The sequence below is a fragment of the Acinetobacter sp. YK3 genome, assembly GCF_001729365.1.
GTDB lineage: Bacteria > Pseudomonadota > Gammaproteobacteria > Pseudomonadales > Moraxellaceae > Acinetobacter > Acinetobacter vivianii.
In genome coordinates this window covers 12225-32708 of sequence record NZ_LZPJ01000104.1, presented here as the reverse complement: position 1 = coordinate 32708, position 20484 = coordinate 12225, and the positions used below count along the sequence as shown (strand labels likewise).

17 protein-coding genes and 1 tRNA gene are annotated in these 20484 nt (G+C 42.4%); 6 read left to right on the top strand and 12 right to left on the bottom strand.

The window, feature by feature from the left end; all coding sequences use genetic code 11:
• Positions 1–3 precede the first annotated feature (3 nt).
• Positions 4–79: transfer RNA gene (locus A9Z07_RS12225), tRNA-Glu, on the top strand.
• 83 nt (positions 80–162) lie between these two features.
• Here A9Z07_RS12225 and A9Z07_RS12220 read toward each other — a convergent pair.
• The 6 genes from A9Z07_RS12220 to A9Z07_RS12195 all read right to left on the bottom strand — a co-directional run bounded on the left by A9Z07_RS12220 (position 163) and on the right by A9Z07_RS12195 (position 10596).
• Positions 163–1407: an NADH:flavin oxidoreductase/NADH oxidase family protein gene (locus A9Z07_RS12220; RefSeq protein ID WP_069578971.1), complete on the bottom strand. Its 1245-nt coding sequence runs from the start codon at positions 1405–1407 to the stop codon at positions 163–165.
• A 99-nt stretch (positions 1408–1506) separates the two neighbouring features.
• Positions 1507–3111: a dipeptide ABC transporter ATP-binding protein gene (locus tag A9Z07_RS12215; RefSeq protein WP_069578948.1), complete on the bottom strand. Its 1605-nt coding sequence runs from the start codon at positions 3109–3111 to the stop codon at positions 1507–1509.
• Complete coding sequence (locus tag A9Z07_RS12210) at positions 3089–4099, bottom strand: ABC transporter permease (RefSeq protein WP_069578946.1); 1011 nt, start codon at positions 4097–4099, stop codon at positions 3089–3091. Before A9Z07_RS12210 ends, A9Z07_RS12215 begins: the two co-directional genes overlap by 23 nt.
• Positions 4099–5169, bottom strand: coding sequence for a microcin C ABC transporter permease YejB (gene yejB / locus A9Z07_RS12205; protein ID WP_069578944.1), 1071 nt, complete (start codon positions 5167–5169; stop codon positions 4099–4101). Before yejB ends, A9Z07_RS12210 begins: the two co-directional genes overlap by 1 nt.
• A 327-nt stretch (positions 5170–5496) precedes the next feature.
• Positions 5497–7338: an extracellular solute-binding protein gene (locus A9Z07_RS12200; RefSeq protein ID WP_069578943.1), complete on the bottom strand. Its 1842-nt coding sequence runs from the start codon at positions 7336–7338 to the stop codon at positions 5497–5499.
• A gap of 6 nt (positions 7339–7344) precedes the next feature.
• Positions 7345–10596 (bottom strand): lytic transglycosylase, encoded by a 3252-nt coding sequence (locus A9Z07_RS12195; RefSeq protein WP_069578941.1) that lies wholly within the window; start codon positions 10594–10596, stop codon positions 7345–7347.
• Between the two features lie 329 nt (positions 10597–10925).
• Between A9Z07_RS12195 and dnaQ the strand changes: the two genes are divergently transcribed.
• From dnaQ to nudC, 3 genes are all read left to right on the top strand, one after another.
• A complete protein-coding gene (gene dnaQ, locus A9Z07_RS12190) occupies positions 10926–12278 on the top strand; it encodes a DNA polymerase III subunit epsilon (RefSeq protein ID WP_069578939.1) in 1353 nt (450 codons plus the stop codon).
• A 126-nt stretch (positions 12279–12404) separates the two neighbouring features.
• A complete protein-coding gene (locus A9Z07_RS12185) occupies positions 12405–14051 on the top strand; it encodes a chemotaxis protein (protein WP_069578937.1) in 1647 nt (548 codons plus the stop codon).
• The gene (gene nudC / locus A9Z07_RS12180; RefSeq protein WP_062847178.1) at positions 14051–14803 is read left to right on the top strand and encodes an NAD(+) diphosphatase; all 753 of its coding nucleotides are present in this window, start codon (positions 14051–14053) and stop codon (positions 14801–14803) included. The genes A9Z07_RS12185 and nudC overlap by 1 nt, the downstream gene beginning before the upstream one ends.
• Here nudC and A9Z07_RS12175 read toward each other — a convergent pair.
• On the bottom strand, positions 14800–15345 hold the full coding sequence (locus A9Z07_RS12175; protein ID WP_069578935.1) for a hypothetical protein: 546 nt from the start codon (positions 15343–15345) through the stop codon (positions 14800–14802). The genes nudC and A9Z07_RS12175 overlap by 4 nt on opposite strands.
• Positions 15346–15556: 211 nt before the next feature.
• Here A9Z07_RS12175 and A9Z07_RS12170 point away from each other — a divergent pair, with 211 nt between their 5' ends.
• The gene (locus tag A9Z07_RS12170) at positions 15557–15805 is read left to right on the top strand and encodes a helix-turn-helix domain-containing protein (protein ID WP_069578933.1); all 249 of its coding nucleotides are present in this window, start codon (positions 15557–15559) and stop codon (positions 15803–15805) included.
• A 72-nt stretch (positions 15806–15877) separates the two neighbouring features.
• Here the strand turns inward: A9Z07_RS12170 and A9Z07_RS12165 are convergent, their stop codons facing one another.
• The 4 genes from A9Z07_RS12165 to A9Z07_RS12150 form a co-directional block, all read right to left on the bottom strand.
• Positions 15878–16750: an alpha/beta hydrolase gene (locus A9Z07_RS12165; RefSeq protein ID WP_004773754.1), complete on the bottom strand. Its 873-nt coding sequence runs from the start codon at positions 16748–16750 to the stop codon at positions 15878–15880.
• Between the two features lie 3 nt (positions 16751–16753).
• Positions 16754–17464, bottom strand: coding sequence for a BON domain-containing protein (locus A9Z07_RS12160; protein WP_004773756.1), 711 nt, complete (start codon positions 17462–17464; stop codon positions 16754–16756).
• Positions 17465–17529: 65 nt separating this feature from the next.
• Complete coding sequence (locus tag A9Z07_RS12155; protein WP_005258881.1) at positions 17530–17937, bottom strand: YraN family protein; 408 nt, start codon at positions 17935–17937, stop codon at positions 17530–17532.
• A gap of 12 nt (positions 17938–17949) precedes the next feature.
• Positions 17950–18882, bottom strand: a complete 933-nt coding sequence (locus A9Z07_RS12150) for a penicillin-binding protein activator (RefSeq protein WP_069578931.1) — start codon at positions 18880–18882, stop codon at positions 17950–17952.
• Between the two features lie 16 nt (positions 18883–18898).
• Here A9Z07_RS12150 and rsmI point away from each other — a divergent pair, with 16 nt between their 5' ends.
• On the top strand, positions 18899–19741 hold the full coding sequence (gene rsmI / locus A9Z07_RS12145; RefSeq protein ID WP_005258885.1) for a 16S rRNA (cytidine(1402)-2'-O)-methyltransferase: 843 nt from the start codon (positions 18899–18901) through the stop codon (positions 19739–19741).
• Between the two features lie 62 nt (positions 19742–19803).
• Here rsmI and A9Z07_RS12140 read toward each other — a convergent pair whose 3' ends face one another.
• Positions 19804–20445 carry a cation transporter gene (locus tag A9Z07_RS12140; RefSeq protein ID WP_069578930.1) on the bottom strand — a complete coding sequence of 214 codons (642 nt, stop codon included), beginning with the start codon at positions 20443–20445 and terminating at the stop codon, positions 19804–19806.
• Between the last annotated feature and the right edge of the window lie 39 nt (positions 20446–20484).

Sequence of the window (20484 nt, the reverse complement as noted above, 5' to 3'; positions counted from 1 at the left end):
GAAGTCCCTATCGTCTAGAGGCCTAGGACATCGCCCTTTCACGGCGGTAACCGGGGTTCGAATCCCCGTAGGGACGCCAAATTCAAAAAAGCCACTGCATTATTTAGACAGTGGCTTTTTTATTGCCCGAATAAAAAGGACTCCGAAGAGTCCTAGAAAATATTACGCTGACTTACGTGAATTGACTCGGCCTTTCACCACAGCCTTGATATTTCCTTTTGCATAATTCAAGAAGACCAATAGCGGCGATAGTTTTGGATTTGGTTTTTTACCTTGCCCAATCGCCTTGAATTGCGCTGCATACCAAATGATTTCCATGATTGCCATTTTATCAACAAATGGAATCCCTGTTTTAATCTGATTTACCGCATAACGGACATCATGCCCTGCAATTAAACGCTCTGGCAAATCTGGTTCTACCGCTAAAGGACGCGCAATTCCAATGAAATCACATGCACCGCTGACCAAAGCTGCATTCATTCCTTCGACTGTACGGAAACCACCTGTTACCATCAATTTACATGACACATGCTGACGAATCTTTTCGGCAAATTCCAAGAAATAAGCTTCACGGGCAATGGTACTGGCTTTACGCTTTTCTGCTTTTGCACCCGCCATCGCAGGTGCTTCATAAGTACCACCTGAAATTTCAATAATATCGATACCTGCTGCATCAATCGCTTTAAATACAGTAATGACATCTTCTTCAGTAATGCCACCACGCTGGAAATCAGCCGAGTTTAATTTAACCGAAATGATGAAATTTTCAGAGGTCGCCGCACGTACTGCTTTATAAATTTCCAGCAAGAAACGCATACGGTTCTCGATTGAACCGCCCCACTGATCAGTACGTTTATTGGTTAATGGTGATAAAAACTGGCTGATTAAATAACCATGTGCACCATGAAATTGTACCCCTTCAAAACCCGCCTTTTCACAAACAGCAGCAGCGGTCGCAAAACGCTGGATAATATCTAGAATTTCCTCATGCGTCAGCTCACGTGGCGTTCCAAACATGGTTGCCAGTACAGGACTAAAAGGTACAGCCGAAGGTGCAACCGTTTCTTTATTTAAACCCTTGGGACATTGGCGACCTGGATGTGACAACTGGATCAATTGCACCATACCGTGTTTTTTACCGACAGCAGCCCATTGCTTTAATTTTTCCAGATCACGCTCAGTTTCAATTGCCACCACACCTGGTTCATTTTTGGCGCCAATATTCACCATTACATTACCTGTAACGGCGCACCCTAAACCACCTTTCGCCCAAGCTTCATATAAACCAATCAGCAAATCATTCGGTTGCCCTGCATCATTGGCAAGTGCTTCACTCATTGCCCCTTTAATGATGCGATTTTTAAATGTGGTATTACGTATCTGAATACTGTCTGCAATCTGACTCATGGCCATCCTCTGCTGCAATTAGAGTGTTTGCTCTAATTTAATCCGATTATTAGTGGTGTCAATAGCTGTTCCGACAAATTGACAATATCACATGTCAGTTTATTTACAATGAGGATATTCACTGGCAGCAATCAGCTGACGGGTATATTCCGTCTGGGGCTGGGCAAATAAAGTCTCGGTTACCTGATATTCCAAGGCTTTCCCTTCATGCATCACCAGCACTTTTTGACACAGGGCTTTAATGACTTGCAAGTCATGACTAATGAACAGATAACTGATTTGTTCTTGCTGTTGCAAACGTCGTAACAATTGAATGATTGCAAGCTGAGTAGATCGATCCAGCGCAGAGGTAGGCTCATCCAGAATAATCAGTTTCGGCTGCACCACCAAAGCTCGTGCGAGTGCAACCCGTTGCCGTTGCCCGCCTGAAAGCTGATGCGGATATTTGTCTTTATCCCCAGGAGATAGCTCAACCTTGAGCAAGGCTTCATCAATTTTTGCAGCGTATTGTTGCGGGGAAATCGCTTGGCGTTTAAGTCCTTCGGCAATACTCTGCTCAACGGTCATTCGTGGATTTAAACTGCTAAAAGGATCCTGAAATACAATTTGAAGTTCGCTACGAATCGGCCGAAGTTGTTTCTGGTTAAGCTGATTTAGATCTCGTGTCTGAAAGCTGATTTCCCCCTCACTCGCAATCAAACGGGCAATTGCCAAGGCAATTGAGGACTTGCCTGAACCACTTTCTCCAACAATCCCCAAAGCCTCACCTTGCATTAGAGTAAAACTAATTGATTCAGCAGCAATCTTATAGGCTTGGATCCGAGGAAATAGACCTCTTTTGACGGGATATTTTACCGTGACATTTTTAAGTTCAAGCAATCGTTCTGAGGGTTGTAGCAGCAAAGCTTGCCCAAAATCGTGATTCAATAAATTTTGCGTATAAACGCTCTGAGGACACCTAAAAAGTTCAGCGCTGCTTGCCTGCTCTTCTAGCCGCCCCTGATTCAGTACCACCACATGATCTGCATATTGCTGAACAAGATTGAGATCATGGCTAATTAAAATCATCGCCATCTGTCGTTGTTGCTGTAGTTTTTTCAGTAGCATCAAGACCTGTGCCTGTAACACCACATCTAACGCTGTCGTCGGCTCATCAGCAATTAAAATATCTGGCTCTAAAGCCAAGGTCATAGCAATCATAACGCGCTGACGTTGACCGCCTGACAATTCATGTGGATAACGCTTTAAAAGATATTCCGCTTCAGGCAAGCCTACATCTTCTAACAAACGCAAGGTGTTTTGTCGTACCACAGCTTTTGCGGAACCTTGTAAAAGCAGGCTTTCCCCAAGCATTCTTTCTACAGTATGCAAAGGATTCAATGCTGTCATGGGTTCCTGAAAAATCATGGCAATTTTCTTACCACGTATTTGCTGCAACTGCGGTTGGCTGAGTCTCAGTACATCCTGATCTTGAAATTGAACTGCACCTGTCACCTTTAATGTCTGAGCTAATAACCCCAACAATGCCAACGCAGTAATGGATTTACCTGAACCACTTTCTCCCACAATGGCAACGGTTTGGGCAGGATAAATCTCAAAACTGACATCCTCAAGCAACTTCTCAGCGCTATTACAAATACTGAGCTGCTGTACTTTGAGTAAAGGTTGATTTAGAGACAACTTATCGTCTTGGGTCAAATGCATCACGTGCCGCCTCCCCAATATAAATCAATAAAGACAAAACGATTGCCAAGCTAAAAAAGCCCGACAACACCAGCCACGGCGCATCCAGATTATTTTTCCCTTGTAATAATAGTTCTCCGAGTGAAGCTGAATCAGGTGGCAAGCCATAGCCCAGAAAATCAAGTGCAGTTAAAGCAATAATATTTGCCGTCAGCATAAAAGGAATCTGCGACAGGCTAGAACTCATCGCATTGGGTAAAATATGCTTAAAGATAATCTTATGCTGACTGACACCCAATGCTTGCGCCGCACGAACATAATCAAAATTACGGGCACGGAGAAATTCAGCACGTACTAGGCCGACCAGCTCTGTCCAGCCAAAAAGCAACATGATCACAAATAACCAATACACGTTTGGGCTAAACATACTGACCAGAATCATCACAATGAAAAGCATCGGTAAGCCACCCCACACTTCCAGAATGCGCTGCCCAATCAAGTCAACCCAGCCACCATAATAGCCTTGTATCGCCCCGACCATAATCCCGACCACAGCAGAACAGAATGTGAGTGCAAATCCAAATAAGAGTGAAATCCGCAGACCGTACAGGATTCGGGCAAATACGTCACGCCCCTGATCATCCGTGCCGAGCCAGTTCTGTGCGCTCGGTGCAGAAGGAACAGGTACAGCCAAAGACAGATTCGGCGATTGATAAGAAAAAGCTACCAGAGGCGAAATCATCCAGCCATGCGTCTGTATCAACTGCTTTACCACTGGATCTTGATAATCCGTTGCCGTTTCAAATTCACCACCAAATGTGGTTTCTGGATAATCTTTCAGAATGGGAAAATAAAAAGACTGCTCATAACGCACCAGCAAGGGTTTATCATTGGCAATCAGTTCCGCCAGCAAAGACAACACGAAAATAATCAAAAATAGGATTAAACAGCGAAAGCCCAGCTTATTTTGCCGAAAACGATCAAATCGCGCTTGCATTAAAGGTGACATCATTGTCCACCTCTTGATTCAAAATCAATCCGCGGATCAATGAGGTGATAAAGCAAATCACCCAGTAAACGTAAAATCATTCCGAACAAGGTAAATAAAAACAAGGTGCCAAAGATAACAGGATAATCACGCTGGGTAATCGCCTCGAAACCCAATAATCCAATCCCATCCAGATTAAAAATGATCTCGATAAATAAATTACCGACAAAGAAAATCCCCACCAACGTTTCTGGCAAAGCAGCAACCACAATCAAAATCGCGTTACGAAAGACATGCCCATATAGCACCTGATTTTCACTTAATCCTTTCGCTCGGGCTGTTAATACATAAGGCTTGTTCAGCTCTTCTACAAATGCATATTTTGTCAGGTAAGTACGTGCGGCAAAGCTACCGAGCAGCATACTCAAAATCGGCAAACACATGTGCCACAGATAATCTTTGATTTTTGCCAAGAAGCTTAACTGGGAGAAATTTTCAGACACTAGCCCTTGCAATGGAAACCATTGCAGATAACTGCCACCCGCAAAAAAGACGATCAATAAAATGGCAAAAACAAACGATGGAATGGCATAACTGACTGCCAATAATAACGATGTGGATTGATCAAACAGCAAGCCATTATTTTTTGCTTTTTTAATGCCGAGAGGAATAGCAATCAGATAGATTAGAAAAGTACTCCACAACCCCAAAGACAAGGTCACAGGCAGTTTTTCATATAAGAGTTGCGTGACAGGCTTATCTTTAAAAAAACTGGTACCAAAATCCAGATGCATATACCCTATCAGCATCAGCCAGAAACGTTCTGTTGCAGGCCGATCAAAACCATACTGAGCTTTGATTTTTTCAATCATTTCGGGGCTTAAACCACGTGCACCCTGATATTGTGCCAGATTCGCCAGATTAGACTGCCCGCTTGCTCCTGCGCCTAAACCTTGTGCATTTTGAATTTGCTGAATCGCCTGTTCAACTGGCCCGCCAGGAGCAATTTGCACAATCAAGAAATTAATCAATAAAATGAAAAATAATGTCGGGATCATCAACAACATTCTTTTTAGAATATAGTGAACCATTGAAATCGAACCCTTATTAATTTATTTACTAAGTTTTTATGAAATCTAACTTGAGAGAAAATACACGGAAACGTCATCCACAACCTGCGTGTTTTAAACAAGATCATGTTTTTGCGAAATAATAAAAGAGGTCCAATAAGTAAACAGGTTTTGAGATGAGCTGCGATATAGCAGCGCAAGAAGCCTTTCTTCCGCAGCGTAGCTTCTTACTAGGCGAAACCAAAGTCACTCCAGCTGAAAAACTTATCCTGAAATTAAGATGGGAACTCGATGACTCCGTAATATTAATCTAACAACTTCATCAAACGCTAGTCAAAACCATTCTAATTAATGCTTTTGTATAGACTGCTCCTGCTTCTTCGCCTTATCTGTATCCACCCACCAATATTCCCATCCCACAGAAAGCTTTGGCTTCACTGCTGGCTGCTGATAAATATCCCAATAGGCAAACCAGCGTTCAGGTTTTCCATAGGTCAGAATCTGGTAATAACCCGCACGTAACAGACGATCAAGCACACGAGTATAGAGCACAACTTCTTCACGTGTTTTAGCCATAACAATGTTTTCGATCATTTGATCAATTACAGGATTTTTAATACCTGAATAATTATAGTTACCCGATTCATCTGCTGCTGCACTTCCCCAAAACTGAGCCTGTTCTTTACCAGGTGTTAAGGTCTGTGGCAATTTCAACACCATCATATCAAAATCCTGACGGCGAATGCGTTCCATGTACTGAGGAACATCGACTTGTCTAAGATTAACCTGAATGCCCAATCTTTTCAGGTTCCGCACAAAAGGCATCAGCTCACGTTGCGGATTTTCCTGCTGCATCAATAATTCAATTTGAATGGCTTTACCTGTACGATCATATAATTTGCCATCACGAATCACATAACCTGCATCTTTTAAAATCTTTTGCGCAATCAATAGATTGTTTCGATTAAAGCCACTGCCGTCGGAAACTGGATAGCGCCAATCAGTCAATACGCCTTGTCGCATCAGCGGATTCAATTGTGCCAAATAAGGTTTGAGTATGTTTAACTCAGCAGCACTCGGGCGACCTTTAGCAGCCAGATCGGTATTATCAAAATAACTTTGTAAGCGCTGATTTTGATTAAAAAATAAAGCTTTATTCTGCCATTCAAAATCATAGGCATAGGTCAATGCCTGACGTAAGCGAATGTCATTTAATGGAGCGCGACGGATATTAAATACCAGACTTTGAATATCAAGCGGTGTGGCTAACCGTGCTTTGTATTTTTTGACCAAGCCTGATTTCACAGCTGGAAAATTATAGGAGGTGACCCAATTCCGAATATTTTTTTCTTCGTATAAATTAAATTGCCGTGATTTAAAACCTTCAAAACTAACATCTAAATTTCGGTAATACACGTATTTCAGCCGATCAAAATTATAACGGCCCTTATTAACAGGCAAATCTTTGGCCCAATAATTCGGACTGCGTTTATAGGTGATACTGCGTCCGGCATCAATACGCTCTACCATATAAGGCCCAGAGCCCACAATCGGTTGCAACGTGACACGGCTAAAATCTTTATTTTTCCAGTCCAGTTTTGAATAGATCGGTAGGCTCGCCACGATCAGGGGCATCTCGACATTATTTTTGTATTTAAAAATGAATTTAACCTGATATCTAGACAGCACTTCCGTTCTTGCCAAATCCGATAAATACATTTGAAAGCCGAGATTGGCTTTGGTTTGATAGGTATCAAAGGTAAATTTGACGTCTTCTGCTGTTAAAGGCTGACCATTATTAAAACGGGCTTTGGGATTTAAATGAAAGGTCACAGTTTGCAAATGGTCAGGATCATAACTGACCTTCTCAGCCAGTAAAGGGTACATCACCCGCGGTTCATCCAGTGAACGATCCATCAGGCTATCAAACAGATAGTTCACCCCCTCAGTCGAACTGCCCTTGCCATTCATGCTATTTAAATTATCGAAGGTCCCCAGACTAGATTGACTCAACATCCCACCTTTGGGTGCATTGGGATTGACATAAGGCATTGCTTTAAGCTGGGCATATTTAGGCTGCACATGCATGGCTAAATAGGGTGTGGTTTGCATGGCTGCAAATGAAAGCGGAGCAAAAAGGCTTAGTCCATACAATAGACTAAGCCTTTTTGTGCAAAGCAATGAGTTCATGCTGAATTACAGGCTAGGAACTTTAATCACATCACCAATGCGTAATTGAGTACTTGGGGTTAAGTCATTCATTTCTGCCAATGCGTTGGTTTCCATGCCATAACGACTTGCTAAACCAATCAGCGTATCGCCACGTTTAACTTTATACTCGGCAATGGTTTTTGGAACCAAGATATTTTGTCCACGTTGCAAACTGGCATTGGCTTTCAGATTATTTAAATCTGCCAACTCACGACCCGACATACCAAAACGATTGGCAATACTATTCAGAGACTCGCCTGCTTTTACGCTATAGCGCTCGGTATTACGGCTTGGTGCTGCGGCCTTAGGCGCTGTATCGACACTTGCTGTTTCAGCTTTAGGTGCATCGCCTGTCAATTTCAAACGCTGACCGATACGCACGTTACTGGTACGGGTTAAGCCATTTAAGCCTGCCACATAATCCAGCTGTAAATTATAGCGGTTTGCAATGTTGCCTAAAGTATCACCTGACTTCACAGTATAGACTTCTGGTGTGCTGTCTTCTCTCGATTTTGTATTGCTGCTGGTCGCCGTTTTTGCAGGAACATCGCCTGTTAATTTCAAACGCTGACCTACACGTACACCCGCAGTTCGTTCCAGACCATTCAGGTCAGCAACATAGCTCAATTGCAGATTGTACTTGGCAGCAATCGCATTCAGGCTATCACCCGACTGAACCACATACTGATCAGGGACTGTTGAACCTGCTGGAATCTTTAAGCTTTGACCTAAACGAACACCGCTATTTGTCTTCAAATTATTGAGTTCAGCCAACTCGCTCAAGCTGATCTTTGACTTGGTCGCAATACTGGATAAAGTATCGCCACGTTGCACAGTATAATTTTCAGTTTTATAACTGGTCGATGCAGTTACATTTTCGTATTTAACGGTATTTTTAGCAGGCTCAGCAGCTTCTTCTGTTTGAGAAACTTCATGCAATGGAACATTGATTTTCTGTCCCACAAATAGACTACTGCCCGCAGTTAAGCCCGCAGTTAAAGAAGCCAGTTCCTGATTCGACAACGCATAGCGATCAGCAATCAGTTTCAAGTATTCGCCACGTTTAACTGTATAAGATTTTGTTGCCACCTTAGATGTTGCGGCCGCTTTTGTCTCATTATTACGGGTACTTTGCTGTGTGGTACGTGAATTATTTTTAGGCTCAATCAGCGTAAGTCGTTGCCCAACAAATAAACCATCGGTCACAGACAGATTATTATAATCAGCGAGCTGCTTCAGGCTTAAATCAAAACGTGAAGCCAGATTGGTTAAGCTATCACCTGATTGCACCACGTAGCTCTCAGGTTTCTCAGCTGCTTTTGGAGCTTCTGCTTGTGGTTTGGCATTGTATAAATACAAACTTGCGCCAACAAATAAAGTTCCATTTGGATCAATCTGGTTCCACTGGGCGATATCGCGCCAGTTCACGCCATTTTTCTGAGCAATAACCGCTAAGGTATCTCCCGGTTGTACCACGTAGGTACTACGTTTGCCCTTCGGCGCGGTCACGACAACATCGGTATCTGTCTTGATATAAGGCTTGCCTTGGTTACGTTTAGCGTCATCACTATTTGCTGTGGCACTATCTTCAACCAGATTTTTTGGATAAGCAAAGCCCTTGCTGACTTCCTGACCTTTCTCATCGGCCACGGACTGGCTGGTTTGAATCGCAGTCAGTTTAATCTTGCCATCAAATGGATCGACAATCTCGGTGCCTTTCGGTGCAATTGCCTTAATTTCTGCAACGACCTGATCACGCTCAGCTTGAGTTGCTTGTGGCTCTAAAGCTTGAGCAACAGTTTCCTTTTTGCCTTCTTCCTTGATTGCAGCCGTGATTTTCTCACGCTCTTGCGCAGAAATAGGTGGCTCTGTTTTCACAGGTTTAATATTGGTAGCAGGTGTAATTGCCACTGGAATACGTGGTGCACTTGGAACGTCTGCCGCTGCTGCAAATGAAGCCAGCGCATCAGATCCTCTAGGCGTATTCACTTTAGTCTTTGGGATCGTTGGTGTCGTGGTACGCGTTGTATTACTTGCTGTTAAATTCGGCGGTGTCTTGGTCGATGGACTCACCGTTTGCGCTGTATTTGTTGTGGTACGAATGGTGGTTGATGTACTCGACGAATTGTTTGCCATTGGCGGTGGCGTTTTGTTGCTTGCCCAGAAACCACCTGAACTTGATTTGCCAGAACGTAATTTAGCATCAATTGATGGACTTAAATCCGCTGGAATTAAAATTCGCATCGGGCTGAGTGGATCAACCATTTCACCACGATAGCCTGGGTTCAATGCATACAGCTCAGCACGGCTCAAACCAGTAATCGAAGCAATCTGATTTAACTCAAGTGGTGTCGATAAACTTACTTCACGGAAGTGAGGACGGTTGGCAATCGGCGGTAAACTCACGCCATAAGCACCCGGATTTTTAATAATTTGGGCAACCGCCAAGAAACGCGGCACATAGTTCATGGTTTCTTGTGGAAGTTTTAATGACCAGTAATCAGTTGGTAGACCTGCAGCACGATTACGGTTAATCGCCTGCTGAATACGACCTGGGCCTGCATTATAGGCAGCAAGCGCGAGTTCCCATGAACCAAACTGATTATACAAGCTTCCAAAAAACTCATAAGCCGCACGCGTTGACTCTACGACATCACGGCGACCATCATACAGGCTGGTTTGTTGCAAACCATAAATACGTCCCGTACTTGGAATAAACTGCCATAAACCTGCTGCTGCTGCACTACTGGTCGCTGCAGGATCGTAAGAACTTTCAATAATCGGAAGTAAAGCCAGCTCAGTCGGCATACCGCGACGTTCTGCTTCTTTTACAGTGTGATATAAATAACGACTGGCACGGGCGCTCAAACGGTCTAAATAAGGTTGACGTGAAATAAACCAGCTACGTTGCGCTTCAATACGGGAATCCCAATGATTCAAGTCCATCTTGAAACCGACCGTCATGCGTTTCCACACATCACCATGTTTGAGCACCAGTAACCGGTCTCCTTCCACAGCACGCATATCGGTAGCAGAAAGTAAGTCTTCCAGTGAGTCTAAACTGCTTGCGTCCAGATAACCCGAACCCGCCTGTTTAGAAGATGATGTTTTTCCTGATTGAGGTGTTGAAGAACAACCCGTGGTAATTCCCAACGCGGCTAGAGCAGAAGTGAGTACAGTGATTTTGAATAATGATGTTGCAGATGTTTGCCACACCAATTTGCCAGATTTATACATAAAAACTTCCAGTCAACTCACGCTAGTTTTACTTTAGATTTGCCATTGTATTAAAGCATGTCACTTAGACAAGGTAATAATTTAACGTGATTTGCATGGAAATGTTACAAGAAATTAAAAAAGATGAGTTTTGTAACGTTCAAAAACAGAATTTGGCTTTACAATACCCCTTGGCGCACGGGGATGCTAACATTCTCAAATGACCTGAACTCAAGCAAAAATCTTGGTTCTGGTTGATTTGCTTAATTCGTAATTGAAGATTAGCCTTCTTTTTCGGATTCTTAATACTCAAATTTTCACGCTGTTTATTTTATTGTTCAGGTTCAGATATGTCACAAACAATCACGCTTTACGTTGATGGCGCATGCAAAGGAAACCCAGGTCTCGGTGGTTGGGGTGCCTATGTCATTACCGAACAAGGTGAGCACAAACTTTGTGGCGGCGAACCTCAAACAACCAATAACCGTATGGAACTGCAAGCAGCAATCGAAGGGGTTTCCTTTTGTCCTATAGATGCCCATCTCATTATCTGGACAGATTCCAACTATGTAAAACAAGGCATCACCGAATGGATTCATGGCTGGAAAAAGAAAAACTGGAAAGATGTTAAAAATCCAGATTTATGGCAAAAACTGGATGCTGTCTGCGCCAACCGAAACATTGAATGGAACTGGATTAAAGGTCATGCTGGTCATGAAGGCAATGAAATGGCTGACCAACTGGCAAATTTAGGTGCAGAACAAACGGCTCAACAATTAAAAAATACAACACAGGCTAACGCTGATACAAAAAAGCCTGAAGCTGATTGGCTCTTAAATGATCCTTTTGGCTTAGATATGGATGCAGATGTGGATGATGTTGAGATGATCGAAGAAACTGAAAATAATGTTGCTGATGAAATCGAGACTACAGAAGAAATGTCTCCAGCACCCGTTGTTTCTAGTCAACATCCGCACATTGTTGTGACTGAAGCAAAATTAAAGCTGCAAGGCCCACGTCAGCTCATTCTGGATACAGAGACCACAGGTTTTTACTTTCAGGATGGCGATCGTATTATTGAGGTCGGTGCGATTGAGATGATCAACCGTAAACTTACGGGCAGCTCGATTCATATTTATATCAATCCAGAAAAACCAGTTGGCGACTCTGAAAATGTCCATGGTATTAGCGATGACTTTTTAAAGGACAAACCGAAATACGCCGAGATTGCCGATACTTTATTTGCCTATTTAAAAGGCGCTGAAATTATCGCGCATAACGCAACCTTCGATATGAACTTCCTTGATACCGAGTTCAAACGGGTTGGCCTACCGCCACTCTCAGACGTGTGTGAAGTGACCGATACGCTAGCACTTGCCAAGAACAAGCACCCGGGACAGAAGAACTCATTGGATGCGCTGGTTCGCCGTTATGAAATTCCGGCACGAGATCGTACCTTCCACGGTGCATTACTCGATGCCGAGATTCTAGCTGATGTCTATCTAGCCATGACGGGTGGGCAAGTGTCTTTTGATATGGATGCCCTCTCTCAAACCGAAAAAAATCAGAATAAAACAACGCGTCAACGTGTGCAGGTTGATTTACCCATCATCGAACCTTCGGAACATGAATTAAATGAACATGAGACTTGGGTCAAACAATACGAGCAAAAACATGGAGAGCCTTGCCTTTTCGCAAAATAAATTTACTGCTCAATGTAATTTTTTGTATTTCAAGTTTTAAAACTTACGTTATATTAACTATTAAAGATTTAGGCCTTCTCAACAGAAGGCCCATGGATATAACAACTCAGGAAAGGTGTAGGTCATATGTCTTACCAAACCTCGATTCACTTCGACCCAACGGCATTATTAATAATAAAAAATGAGATCGATAACTCGATTAAATTGGTAGAAACAGCAGTCAATACCCTTGCCGAAGAACAAGCCTTACCATTCGGGATTGATGATGCGCTCAACCAGTTTGAACAATGTACGCAAGTACTTGCTCTGATTGATATGCCTCACTTATCACAAATTACTCAATACTCTGCTGAGTTGATGCGTAAAATCATGGCTCAACCTCAACAGGTTCAGACCAGTGATGTGGTTGCTCTAAGCGAAGGCACAACCATGCTGAAGCGTTATATTGAGTTTATCTGCTTACGCGAAGTAAAAGTGCCGCAATTCTTGCTAGATACACTTAACCGTTTAGAAAAAGCATTAGGCCGCCCACTAACCAAAGAAGGCCAGACGGTTCAACCATTACTTGAGTTTATTACGCCAAGTTTTAATTTGCCTCAGGCACCGAATCTGGAACAATCGCAATATATTCATCAGCTATATAAGCTTTGTCTAAACAAACTGATTAAACAATCAGAAACAGCGCTTGACCTGCAAGGCATTAAATTAGTAGGTGTTTATCTTGCTGGTTTAGCGGCAGGCCAACCAAGTCAGCAGTACTGGCAACTGGTCAACGTTGGCTTAGGTCACATTGATGAACTTTCGATTACCGAAGCACGTTTACGTACTTTGATTCAAATTGAAACCAATATCGGTAAATTTCTGGCACAGCCAACTATTTTCAAGAATAGCATTGCTGATCTGGCAGACATTTTATGCATCTGTATCAGTCAGGAAGATGAAGTGTCTGAACATATTCGTGAACAGTTAAATATTGGTGATGAATTACTTAGCGACACTCAGCTTCAAGTTCTGAGCCGTCATTTATATGGCCCTGACTATGAAACAGTGCACACCATTAGCCAGTTAATGACCAATGAGATGGTTCAGATTCGTAATGAAATTGAATATAACCATCAAAATATGTCACCTGAAAAGACACAGGAAATTCAGCAAAAACTGACTCAACTTTGCAATGTTTTCAAGGTATTGAATCTCAATCAAGCTGCACGAGAGTTAACTCAGCAAGCTGAAAAACTGAGTTTGCCAAATACCTTAACTGATGCAACTTCGGTGCAGCAGCTCATGAACAGTATTTTGGCGTCAATGAACTCTATTGGCATTCTAGAACGTAATTACACTTCGAGCCGTTTACAGTTACGCGTCAATAATATGCAGATCTCGCTGGATCGTTTAGATGAAGCGCATCAGGCTTTATTGACTGAAACAAAAACGCTGGTGGAAACCTTAACCCAGACTTTAAGTCTTTACGTGCAAGATCCTAGCGCACATAGTCTAGAAGCTTTGCCAGGCTATTTGAAAGAGCTTGCTGGTGCAGCCCTGTTCCTCGGTAGCTCAGCACAACAAAATGCGTTGGTCGGTGCAGCACAATTCGCTCAGCATCGTCTGGCACAAAATCAGGCATTCTCTGCGGAAGAAATTAATTGTGTCTTAAATGTTGTGGCAGGCTTGGATTTACTGGTTGATAACTTGAAGAACAAGCAACCAGTCTTGCAATCTATGTTTGATGTGGCATTATCAAACAGTCAGCAATTACAATCTAAAGCCGCATAATGACTCAACTATCACTTGCTTATATTTTTCAACACCAAAAACTTTTAGTAGACGAAAACTTTCAACTGCCAAAGGTTGAAAAGTTAGCAAGTGACCTCCCCATCCATCAGAATGATCACGTCATCGCACGTGATCTTCTTGAAGATGAAGCCATTCCTGAAGGCTACCAACTCATTCCGATTCGGGAGCTGATTCAAAGCTGGTCAAGCAGTGATTTCTTGCAAGCCAGCCGTGCAGTTCAATTGCTGGAATGGCGACGCAATCACAAATTCTGTAGTCACTGCGGTCATGCAACCGAAGTACACCCTAAAGAATATGCAATGATTTGCCCTGCTTGTGCTTATCATCAATATCCACGTGTTCAACCGTGCATCATTACCATTATCACCAAAGGCAATGATGAAGTCTTGCTGGCCAAGTCAGCGCACAATAAAACCAATATGTATGGACTGATCGCAGGTTTTGTTGAAGTCGGCGAAACCTTGGAAGAAGCCGTGCAACGTGAAGCATTTGAAGAAGTCGGACTGAAACTGAAAAATATCCGCTATATGTCGAGCCAGCCTTGGCCATTTCCAAGTAACTTAATGATTGCCTTTCATGCTGAATATGACTCTGGTGAAATCCAGCTCCAGCTTGAAGAAATCAGTGATGCACAATTCTTTAAATTCGATCAGCTGCCAGAAATTCCTTTTAAAGGCAGTATTGCGCATAACATGATTATGCAAATGATCGAAAACAAAAAGGTGGCCTAAATCCTTTCATTGGATTGATGTTTATCAGTATTGTCTGATCCACGAATGCCTTTGAGCCCTGCAATAATCGCCTGCATCTGTGCTGAATCAATATTCAATGCTTGAGATAATTGGTTCAGTACCTCATATACCTGCTCATCTGACCATTGGCGATAGAACATTACGCTCAATGCTTGTTGAATTAACCACTCATGCGTCTGCTGATCCAGTAGCTGTGAAATACTGACCAGTTGTGAAGCAATAGGTTTTAACATCATTCCAGATCTGGACTGAAGTATACGTTGAACCAGCTTTTGCTGGACATCGGGATAATGGCTAAATAAAGATTGAATGACTGGCGCAAGTGTTGTCTCACACTGTCCATCTTCACTACGGATCAGAAAATGAAATAGATTTGCCAAGGTTGCAGGCACCACTTCTGAAGGAAATATTTCCGGTTCAAGTGGTTGTGGCGGTAAAGACAAGACATTCGGGATCGGATCCTCTCTTATCAATGCTTGTGCCCAATGTTTTATATCGCTGTTGCAATTCATATCCTCCATTCAATTGCACCTGCTTTCACATTCCTATTTAGCGATAAGAAAACTCGCCTTAATTGCGATTTTTTGTACCTGCTGCACAACATTGAATCACCCTCAAAGTATTTAATTTTTTATTGATCTATCACACATATTCAGATTTTTTCATGCATTACCCAACACTAGATTTGTACCTATTTTGGGTAATTAAGTCAATTTACCATAAATAGGTACAATGACAAGTAGCATTCATACCGATGAAATGAACATTTTGTGCCATTGGCTTAAGCAGCAGCGCAAAATGCAACAATTGACTATGCGCGAATTAGCATCGCGCATGGCTAAGCCACACTCGTATGTACAAAAAGTAGAGCAAGGTGAACGGCGACTGGATGTGGTGGAATATGTCTGGTATTGCACAGCTTTGAACATTGATCCGCAAACAGGGATTCATCTCATTGTTGATGCCATGCAATCCAACTAAAAAAGGCAGATTACTGATCTCTCAGCAATCTGCCCTCACGATCCGAACGGATCAATCAGATCAAGATGTGTATTAAGGCTCTAACGCCTCATCCAGAAAATGCAGAATTGTACGTTTGGTTTTGAAATAATGGCTCATTAAACTTGCCAGTGTCGCCACAATCGTAATGTGCCCTGTCTTTGGAATCACGGCAATATGACTATGATTGCCCTTTTCTCTTAATGCTTTATCTAGATCAAAACTATTTTCTTTACCAACCAGCTGATCCTGTTCAGCCATCAATAAATAATGCTTAATCTGGTTCGGCTCAATAAAGTAATAAGGCATGACTTGCTGATACGACACTTTCTGATCAAAGGCATGCTCTGCCAGCGGGTCACCCTTATAATCGAAATGATAAGGGCCAGCCATGCCAACAATTGCACGGATCTTGTCTTTATATTTAAAACTTTGTGAATAAGCTGAATAAACTACAGACATCACATTAAAAGCACCCGCTGAGTGGCCCATCAATATGATGTTATCTGTCGAAATATTGAGTTTGTCCTGATTCTGACTCAGATAATGAATCGCTTGCGCAATATCATCAATAAAGGTGGGAAAGATATGCGCTGGTGCAAGATGATAGTTAATCACCGCAACATCATAGCCTTCTCTGGCAAAGCTTTCTCCAACAAATAAATAATCACGCTTATTGCCATGCTGCCAAGAACCGCCATGTACAAATACAATCAGCGGTCTTTGCTTTTTCGGATTTTTAGTCCGATACAAATCCAGACGCTGTCTTGCTTTGAGCCCATAGGCTAGATGCTCTTCTTTTTCAAAAGTATCTTTAGGTGTTAAATAGTTAATTGAATAACTGGCAAAATCATAAAGGCGAAACTCCTGATATAACGTTTTCGCCTTGATGACATTTTCTTGTACTTGTTGGATGAGTTGCTTCATAAATTAAGGATTAGTTGGAGTAATGGTCGCAGGGTCCGCCTGATCTGGGTCAATTGCAACAGGTGTCTCAACTAAAGGCTGTGTCGTCGCAGTACCCACCATTGGGGCTGCTGCTGTTGAACTCGCTACAGTACCTGAAGGCTGGTCCACATTGTCAATGAGCGTCACAATTTTAGTCACATTTCCAACTTTTTGTAAGACATCATCCAAATCTCGTGATTCAGCTGTATTTAAACGTCCCATCACATACAGCACACCATTTTCTGTATGTACCAGTACTTTACTGTCCGATACCACTGGTGCTTTCATTAACAAGCCGCGAGTATTTGCAGTCACCGTCGCATCTTGCATGATGGTGTTGTAGCCAACTTTGTCGCCTACCGTAATATAGTTGTGTACTGCTTTAACATCCGTCATTGAGCGCAAGTTGTCTTCAGCCAGCTGTTTCAAATATGGATCAGGCACTTGTCCTGTCAATAAAACATTGCTGTGAAAACTTTCAATGTTGATACGTGACTGTTTAAAACGGTGGTCTAATTTATACAAATTGATATTTGCAGTACGCTTGATTGAAGAATCAATAAAAATCTGCCCTAGACTACGTTCACCACTATTTGTTCCAACTGGCGACGTTCCCGTACCACCAGAAATAAAACTCGCACATCCCGATAAACTTGCAGCGCAAAGCAACGTAATCGTTAAACGTTTTAACACTTGGCAAGACTCCCTAACTACAAACAAATTTGTTCAATTTCAATATTTAGCTTTAGACCGTACATTCACCCATCTAAAGTAAATGCATGTTCAATCCATTGCTGATCATACTGCAATTTTGAAAAATCTGGTTGTACTGTTTTTGCAATTTTCTGTGGAAAATCAAAACAAATCACATCAAAACGGCAATCAAAGTCATAATATTTAGGATATTTCTGTAAAAATAGCTGTGCAGTTTTAATAATTTTTCGCTGTTGAGTTGGGGAAATGACCTCACATGCTTCGGCATAACTTCCAGCCGATCTGGCTTTGACTTCAACAAAAACCAGCTCCTGCTGTCGCTGGACAATAAGATCAATTTCGCCATAACGTGAATGATAATTTTGCGTTACACATTCATAATCATGTGATTGTAAAAAGGCAAGCGCTGTCTGTTCAGCCCATTGCCCTAAATCCTGAAATGTCTGTTGCATAGATCGGTCAACTTATTTCAACACCTGAATGCCATTTTTCTGCTGTTGATAACAATACGGTTGTCGGTAAATTTTACCGTCCTTCACCTCAATTGCCCCAGTACGACCTTCAAAATTAAACTTGCGGTCAGGACTGCTGAGAAATTGCTGACTGATGGTCCAGGCATCTCCACCGAAAGCCAATAAACGCTGGAAAGCCATATTTTCAGGTTGCTCTTTATAAGCTTTGACAACATCAGCCCAATGCCCATTATATAAAGCAGGCGTATCACAGAAGCTTAATCCTGTAGGAATCGGTTTATCCTGCTCAATACTCAGTGCTGTCGCATAAATATTCTTTTCTGGCAGTGTTCCCAATTGTTCTAGCCATTGATGATCACCGAGCAATAACAGCCCTTCTCGACGTGACAGTTTTTTAGGGACTTCATTGACCACATGAATATCTGAACCAAACTCAGCCATCAATGCCATCATAAATAGCTCTGTTGCTGACTCTGTGCCCGCCTGACGCACCACCAGCAGCTTTTTAATTTTGTCTTTTTTCAATAATTGATTCAGCGCCACTGCATCATGCTGCTTGGCCAGACTGAACTGCCAGACATTGGTGGCTTGGGAATTCATATCATTCAATGCCAATACTGGGATCGCTGGATTACGCTGCATCACATTTTCAATATCAGGCCGAGCCAATGGGCCAACAATCAAACGAGTTTTGTTATTGACCCGCTTTTTGAAGATCGTATCGATGTTATTTTTTGCGGAATCTACAAAAATGATTTTTTCTTTACTACCAGATGCTGTATAAGCACTCAAGAAACCGCGTTTGATGCTCTGACCAGCTCGCGCCATCGCACCAGATTCAGGTAGAATCACCAGTACGTCCGCATAAACTGGACTCACAATTGCTGCCAAACTGAGTAGCAGCCAATATTTTTTGTAATACATTAGGGAGTTACCTTTTATGAGTGCTCAATTATTTGTTGTAGCAACCCCGATTGGGCACTTAGATGACATGACCTTTCGTGCAATTGATATATTAAAATCCGTTTCGGTGGTTGCCGCAGAAGACACTCGTCAATCTGCTCAATTATTCAAACACTATAATATCTCAACTCCGCTAACAGCGTGTCATGATCACAACGAAAGTAACAAAATTGATCAACTTCTCCAAAAAATGCTAAATGGTGAGAGTGTTGCCTTAATTAGTGATGCTGGAACGCCCCTGATTAGCGATCCCGGTTTTAAACTGGTTCGTGCTGCCCAAGAACACGGCATTCGCGTGATTCCTGTGCCTGGTGCCTGTGCTGCAATTGCTGCATTAAGTGCGGTGGGTTTACCAAGTGACCGTTTTAGCTTTGAAGGCTTCTTGCCATCCAAGGCATCACAACGAATTGGCCAGCTTGAAAAGCTCAAAGATGAAACCCAAACCCTGATTTTCTATGAAGCGCCCCACCGTATTCTGGCGTGTATTCAAGATATGGTTCAGGTCTTTGGTGAAGATCGTCCTGTTGGCTTTGCACGTGAAATCACCAAGACATTTGAAACCATCAAGAAAATGACCTTAAAAGAACTGGTCACTTTTATTGAAAATGATCATAACCAAGAAAAAGGTGAAATCGTGGTCGTGGTCGGCGGTGCATCCGCAGAAAAAGACATGGAACAGGATAAACTGGATGAGTTGTTAAAACGCTTATTACAAGATTTATCAGTCAAAGCGGCGTCGCAACTGGCTGCGGATTTGACTGGTATTAAAAAGAAAGTCGCTTACCAGCGCGCTTTGGAACTCACCCAAAATAATGAATAAAACATAAGGGGAGATTATAAAAATCTCCCCTTATCATTTAAATATGCAATAAGAACAATATATTAAGCCTTGGTCATGATATTAGCTTGATCCATTTTTCTTTCCGCCCTCGCCTGCTTAATTACGCTCAGCCCCGAAGACACACCAAGATAAACAATCACAAAAGCGACCAGTAAATCTGGAAACATGGTTCCAGTTCCAAAAACGCCGACAGCTGCAATAATAATCGCGATATTGGCAATTGCATCATTACGGCTGCACAACCACACTGAACGCATATTGGCATCACCATCACGGAATGCATAAAGCAGGAGTGCAGAAACCACATTCACCGCCAGTGCAAGTACACCAATCGCCCCCATGAGCATTGGTTCAGGTGTAACACCCAGCCACCATGACCAAAACACTTTAACAATCACAAAAATACCAAATGCCGCCATAGTAATTCCTTTAACTAAAGCTGCGGTCGCGCGCCAATACAAAGTCATAGATAGCACTGCCAATGAAATGGCATAGTTAGCCGCATCACCTGCAAAATCTAGCGCATCGGCCCATAACGATACAGAGCGTGCATGTGAACCACCAATAATTTCCACAAAGAACATCAGCGCATTTAGAACGAGCGCGATCCACAAAGCTCTACGAAACTTAGGACTAATCTTCTGTGTTGGTGAACATGTTGTGTTGCATCCACATCCTGCCATGACTTTTCTCACTTAATCTTTTATAGTGATTTAAAACCC

Coding starts and splice junctions, on each gene's coding strand:
- A9Z07_RS12220 (WP_069578971.1), bottom strand. CDS start 1,407: ATGAGTCAGATTGCAGACAGTATTCAGATACGTAATACCACATTTAAA.
- A9Z07_RS12215 (WP_069578948.1), bottom strand. CDS start 3,111: ATGCATTTGACCCAAGACGATAAGTTGTCTCTAAATCAACCTTTACTC.
- A9Z07_RS12210 (WP_069578946.1), bottom strand. CDS start 4,099: ATGTCACCTTTAATGCAAGCGCGATTTGATCGTTTTCGGCAAAATAAG.
- yejB (WP_069578944.1), bottom strand. CDS start 5,169: ATGGTTCACTATATTCTAAAAAGAATGTTGTTGATGATCCCGACATTA.
- A9Z07_RS12200 (WP_069578943.1), bottom strand. CDS start 7,338: ATGAACTCATTGCTTTGCACAAAAAGGCTTAGTCTATTGTATGGACTA.
- A9Z07_RS12195 (WP_069578941.1), bottom strand. CDS start 10,596: ATGTATAAATCTGGCAAATTGGTGTGGCAAACATCTGCAACATCATTA.
- dnaQ (WP_069578939.1), top strand. CDS start 10,926: ATGTCACAAACAATCACGCTTTACGTTGATGGCGCATGCAAAGGAAAC.
- A9Z07_RS12185 (WP_069578937.1), top strand. CDS start 12,405: ATGTCTTACCAAACCTCGATTCACTTCGACCCAACGGCATTATTAATA.
- nudC (WP_062847178.1), top strand. CDS start 14,051: ATGACTCAACTATCACTTGCTTATATTTTTCAACACCAAAAACTTTTA.
- A9Z07_RS12175 (WP_069578935.1), bottom strand. CDS start 15,345: ATGGAGGATATGAATTGCAACAGCGATATAAAACATTGGGCACAAGCA.
- A9Z07_RS12170 (WP_069578933.1), top strand. CDS start 15,557: ATGACAAGTAGCATTCATACCGATGAAATGAACATTTTGTGCCATTGG.
- A9Z07_RS12165 (WP_004773754.1), bottom strand. CDS start 16,750: ATGAAGCAACTCATCCAACAAGTACAAGAAAATGTCATCAAGGCGAAA.
- A9Z07_RS12155 (WP_005258881.1), bottom strand. CDS start 17,937: ATGCAACAGACATTTCAGGATTTAGGGCAATGGGCTGAACAGACAGCG.
- A9Z07_RS12150 (WP_069578931.1), bottom strand. CDS start 18,882: ATGTATTACAAAAAATATTGGCTGCTACTCAGTTTGGCAGCAATTGTG.
- rsmI (WP_005258885.1), top strand. CDS start 18,899: ATGAGTGCTCAATTATTTGTTGTAGCAACCCCGATTGGGCACTTAGAT.
- A9Z07_RS12140 (WP_069578930.1), bottom strand. CDS start 20,445: ATGGCAGGATGTGGATGCAACACAACATGTTCACCAACACAGAAGATT.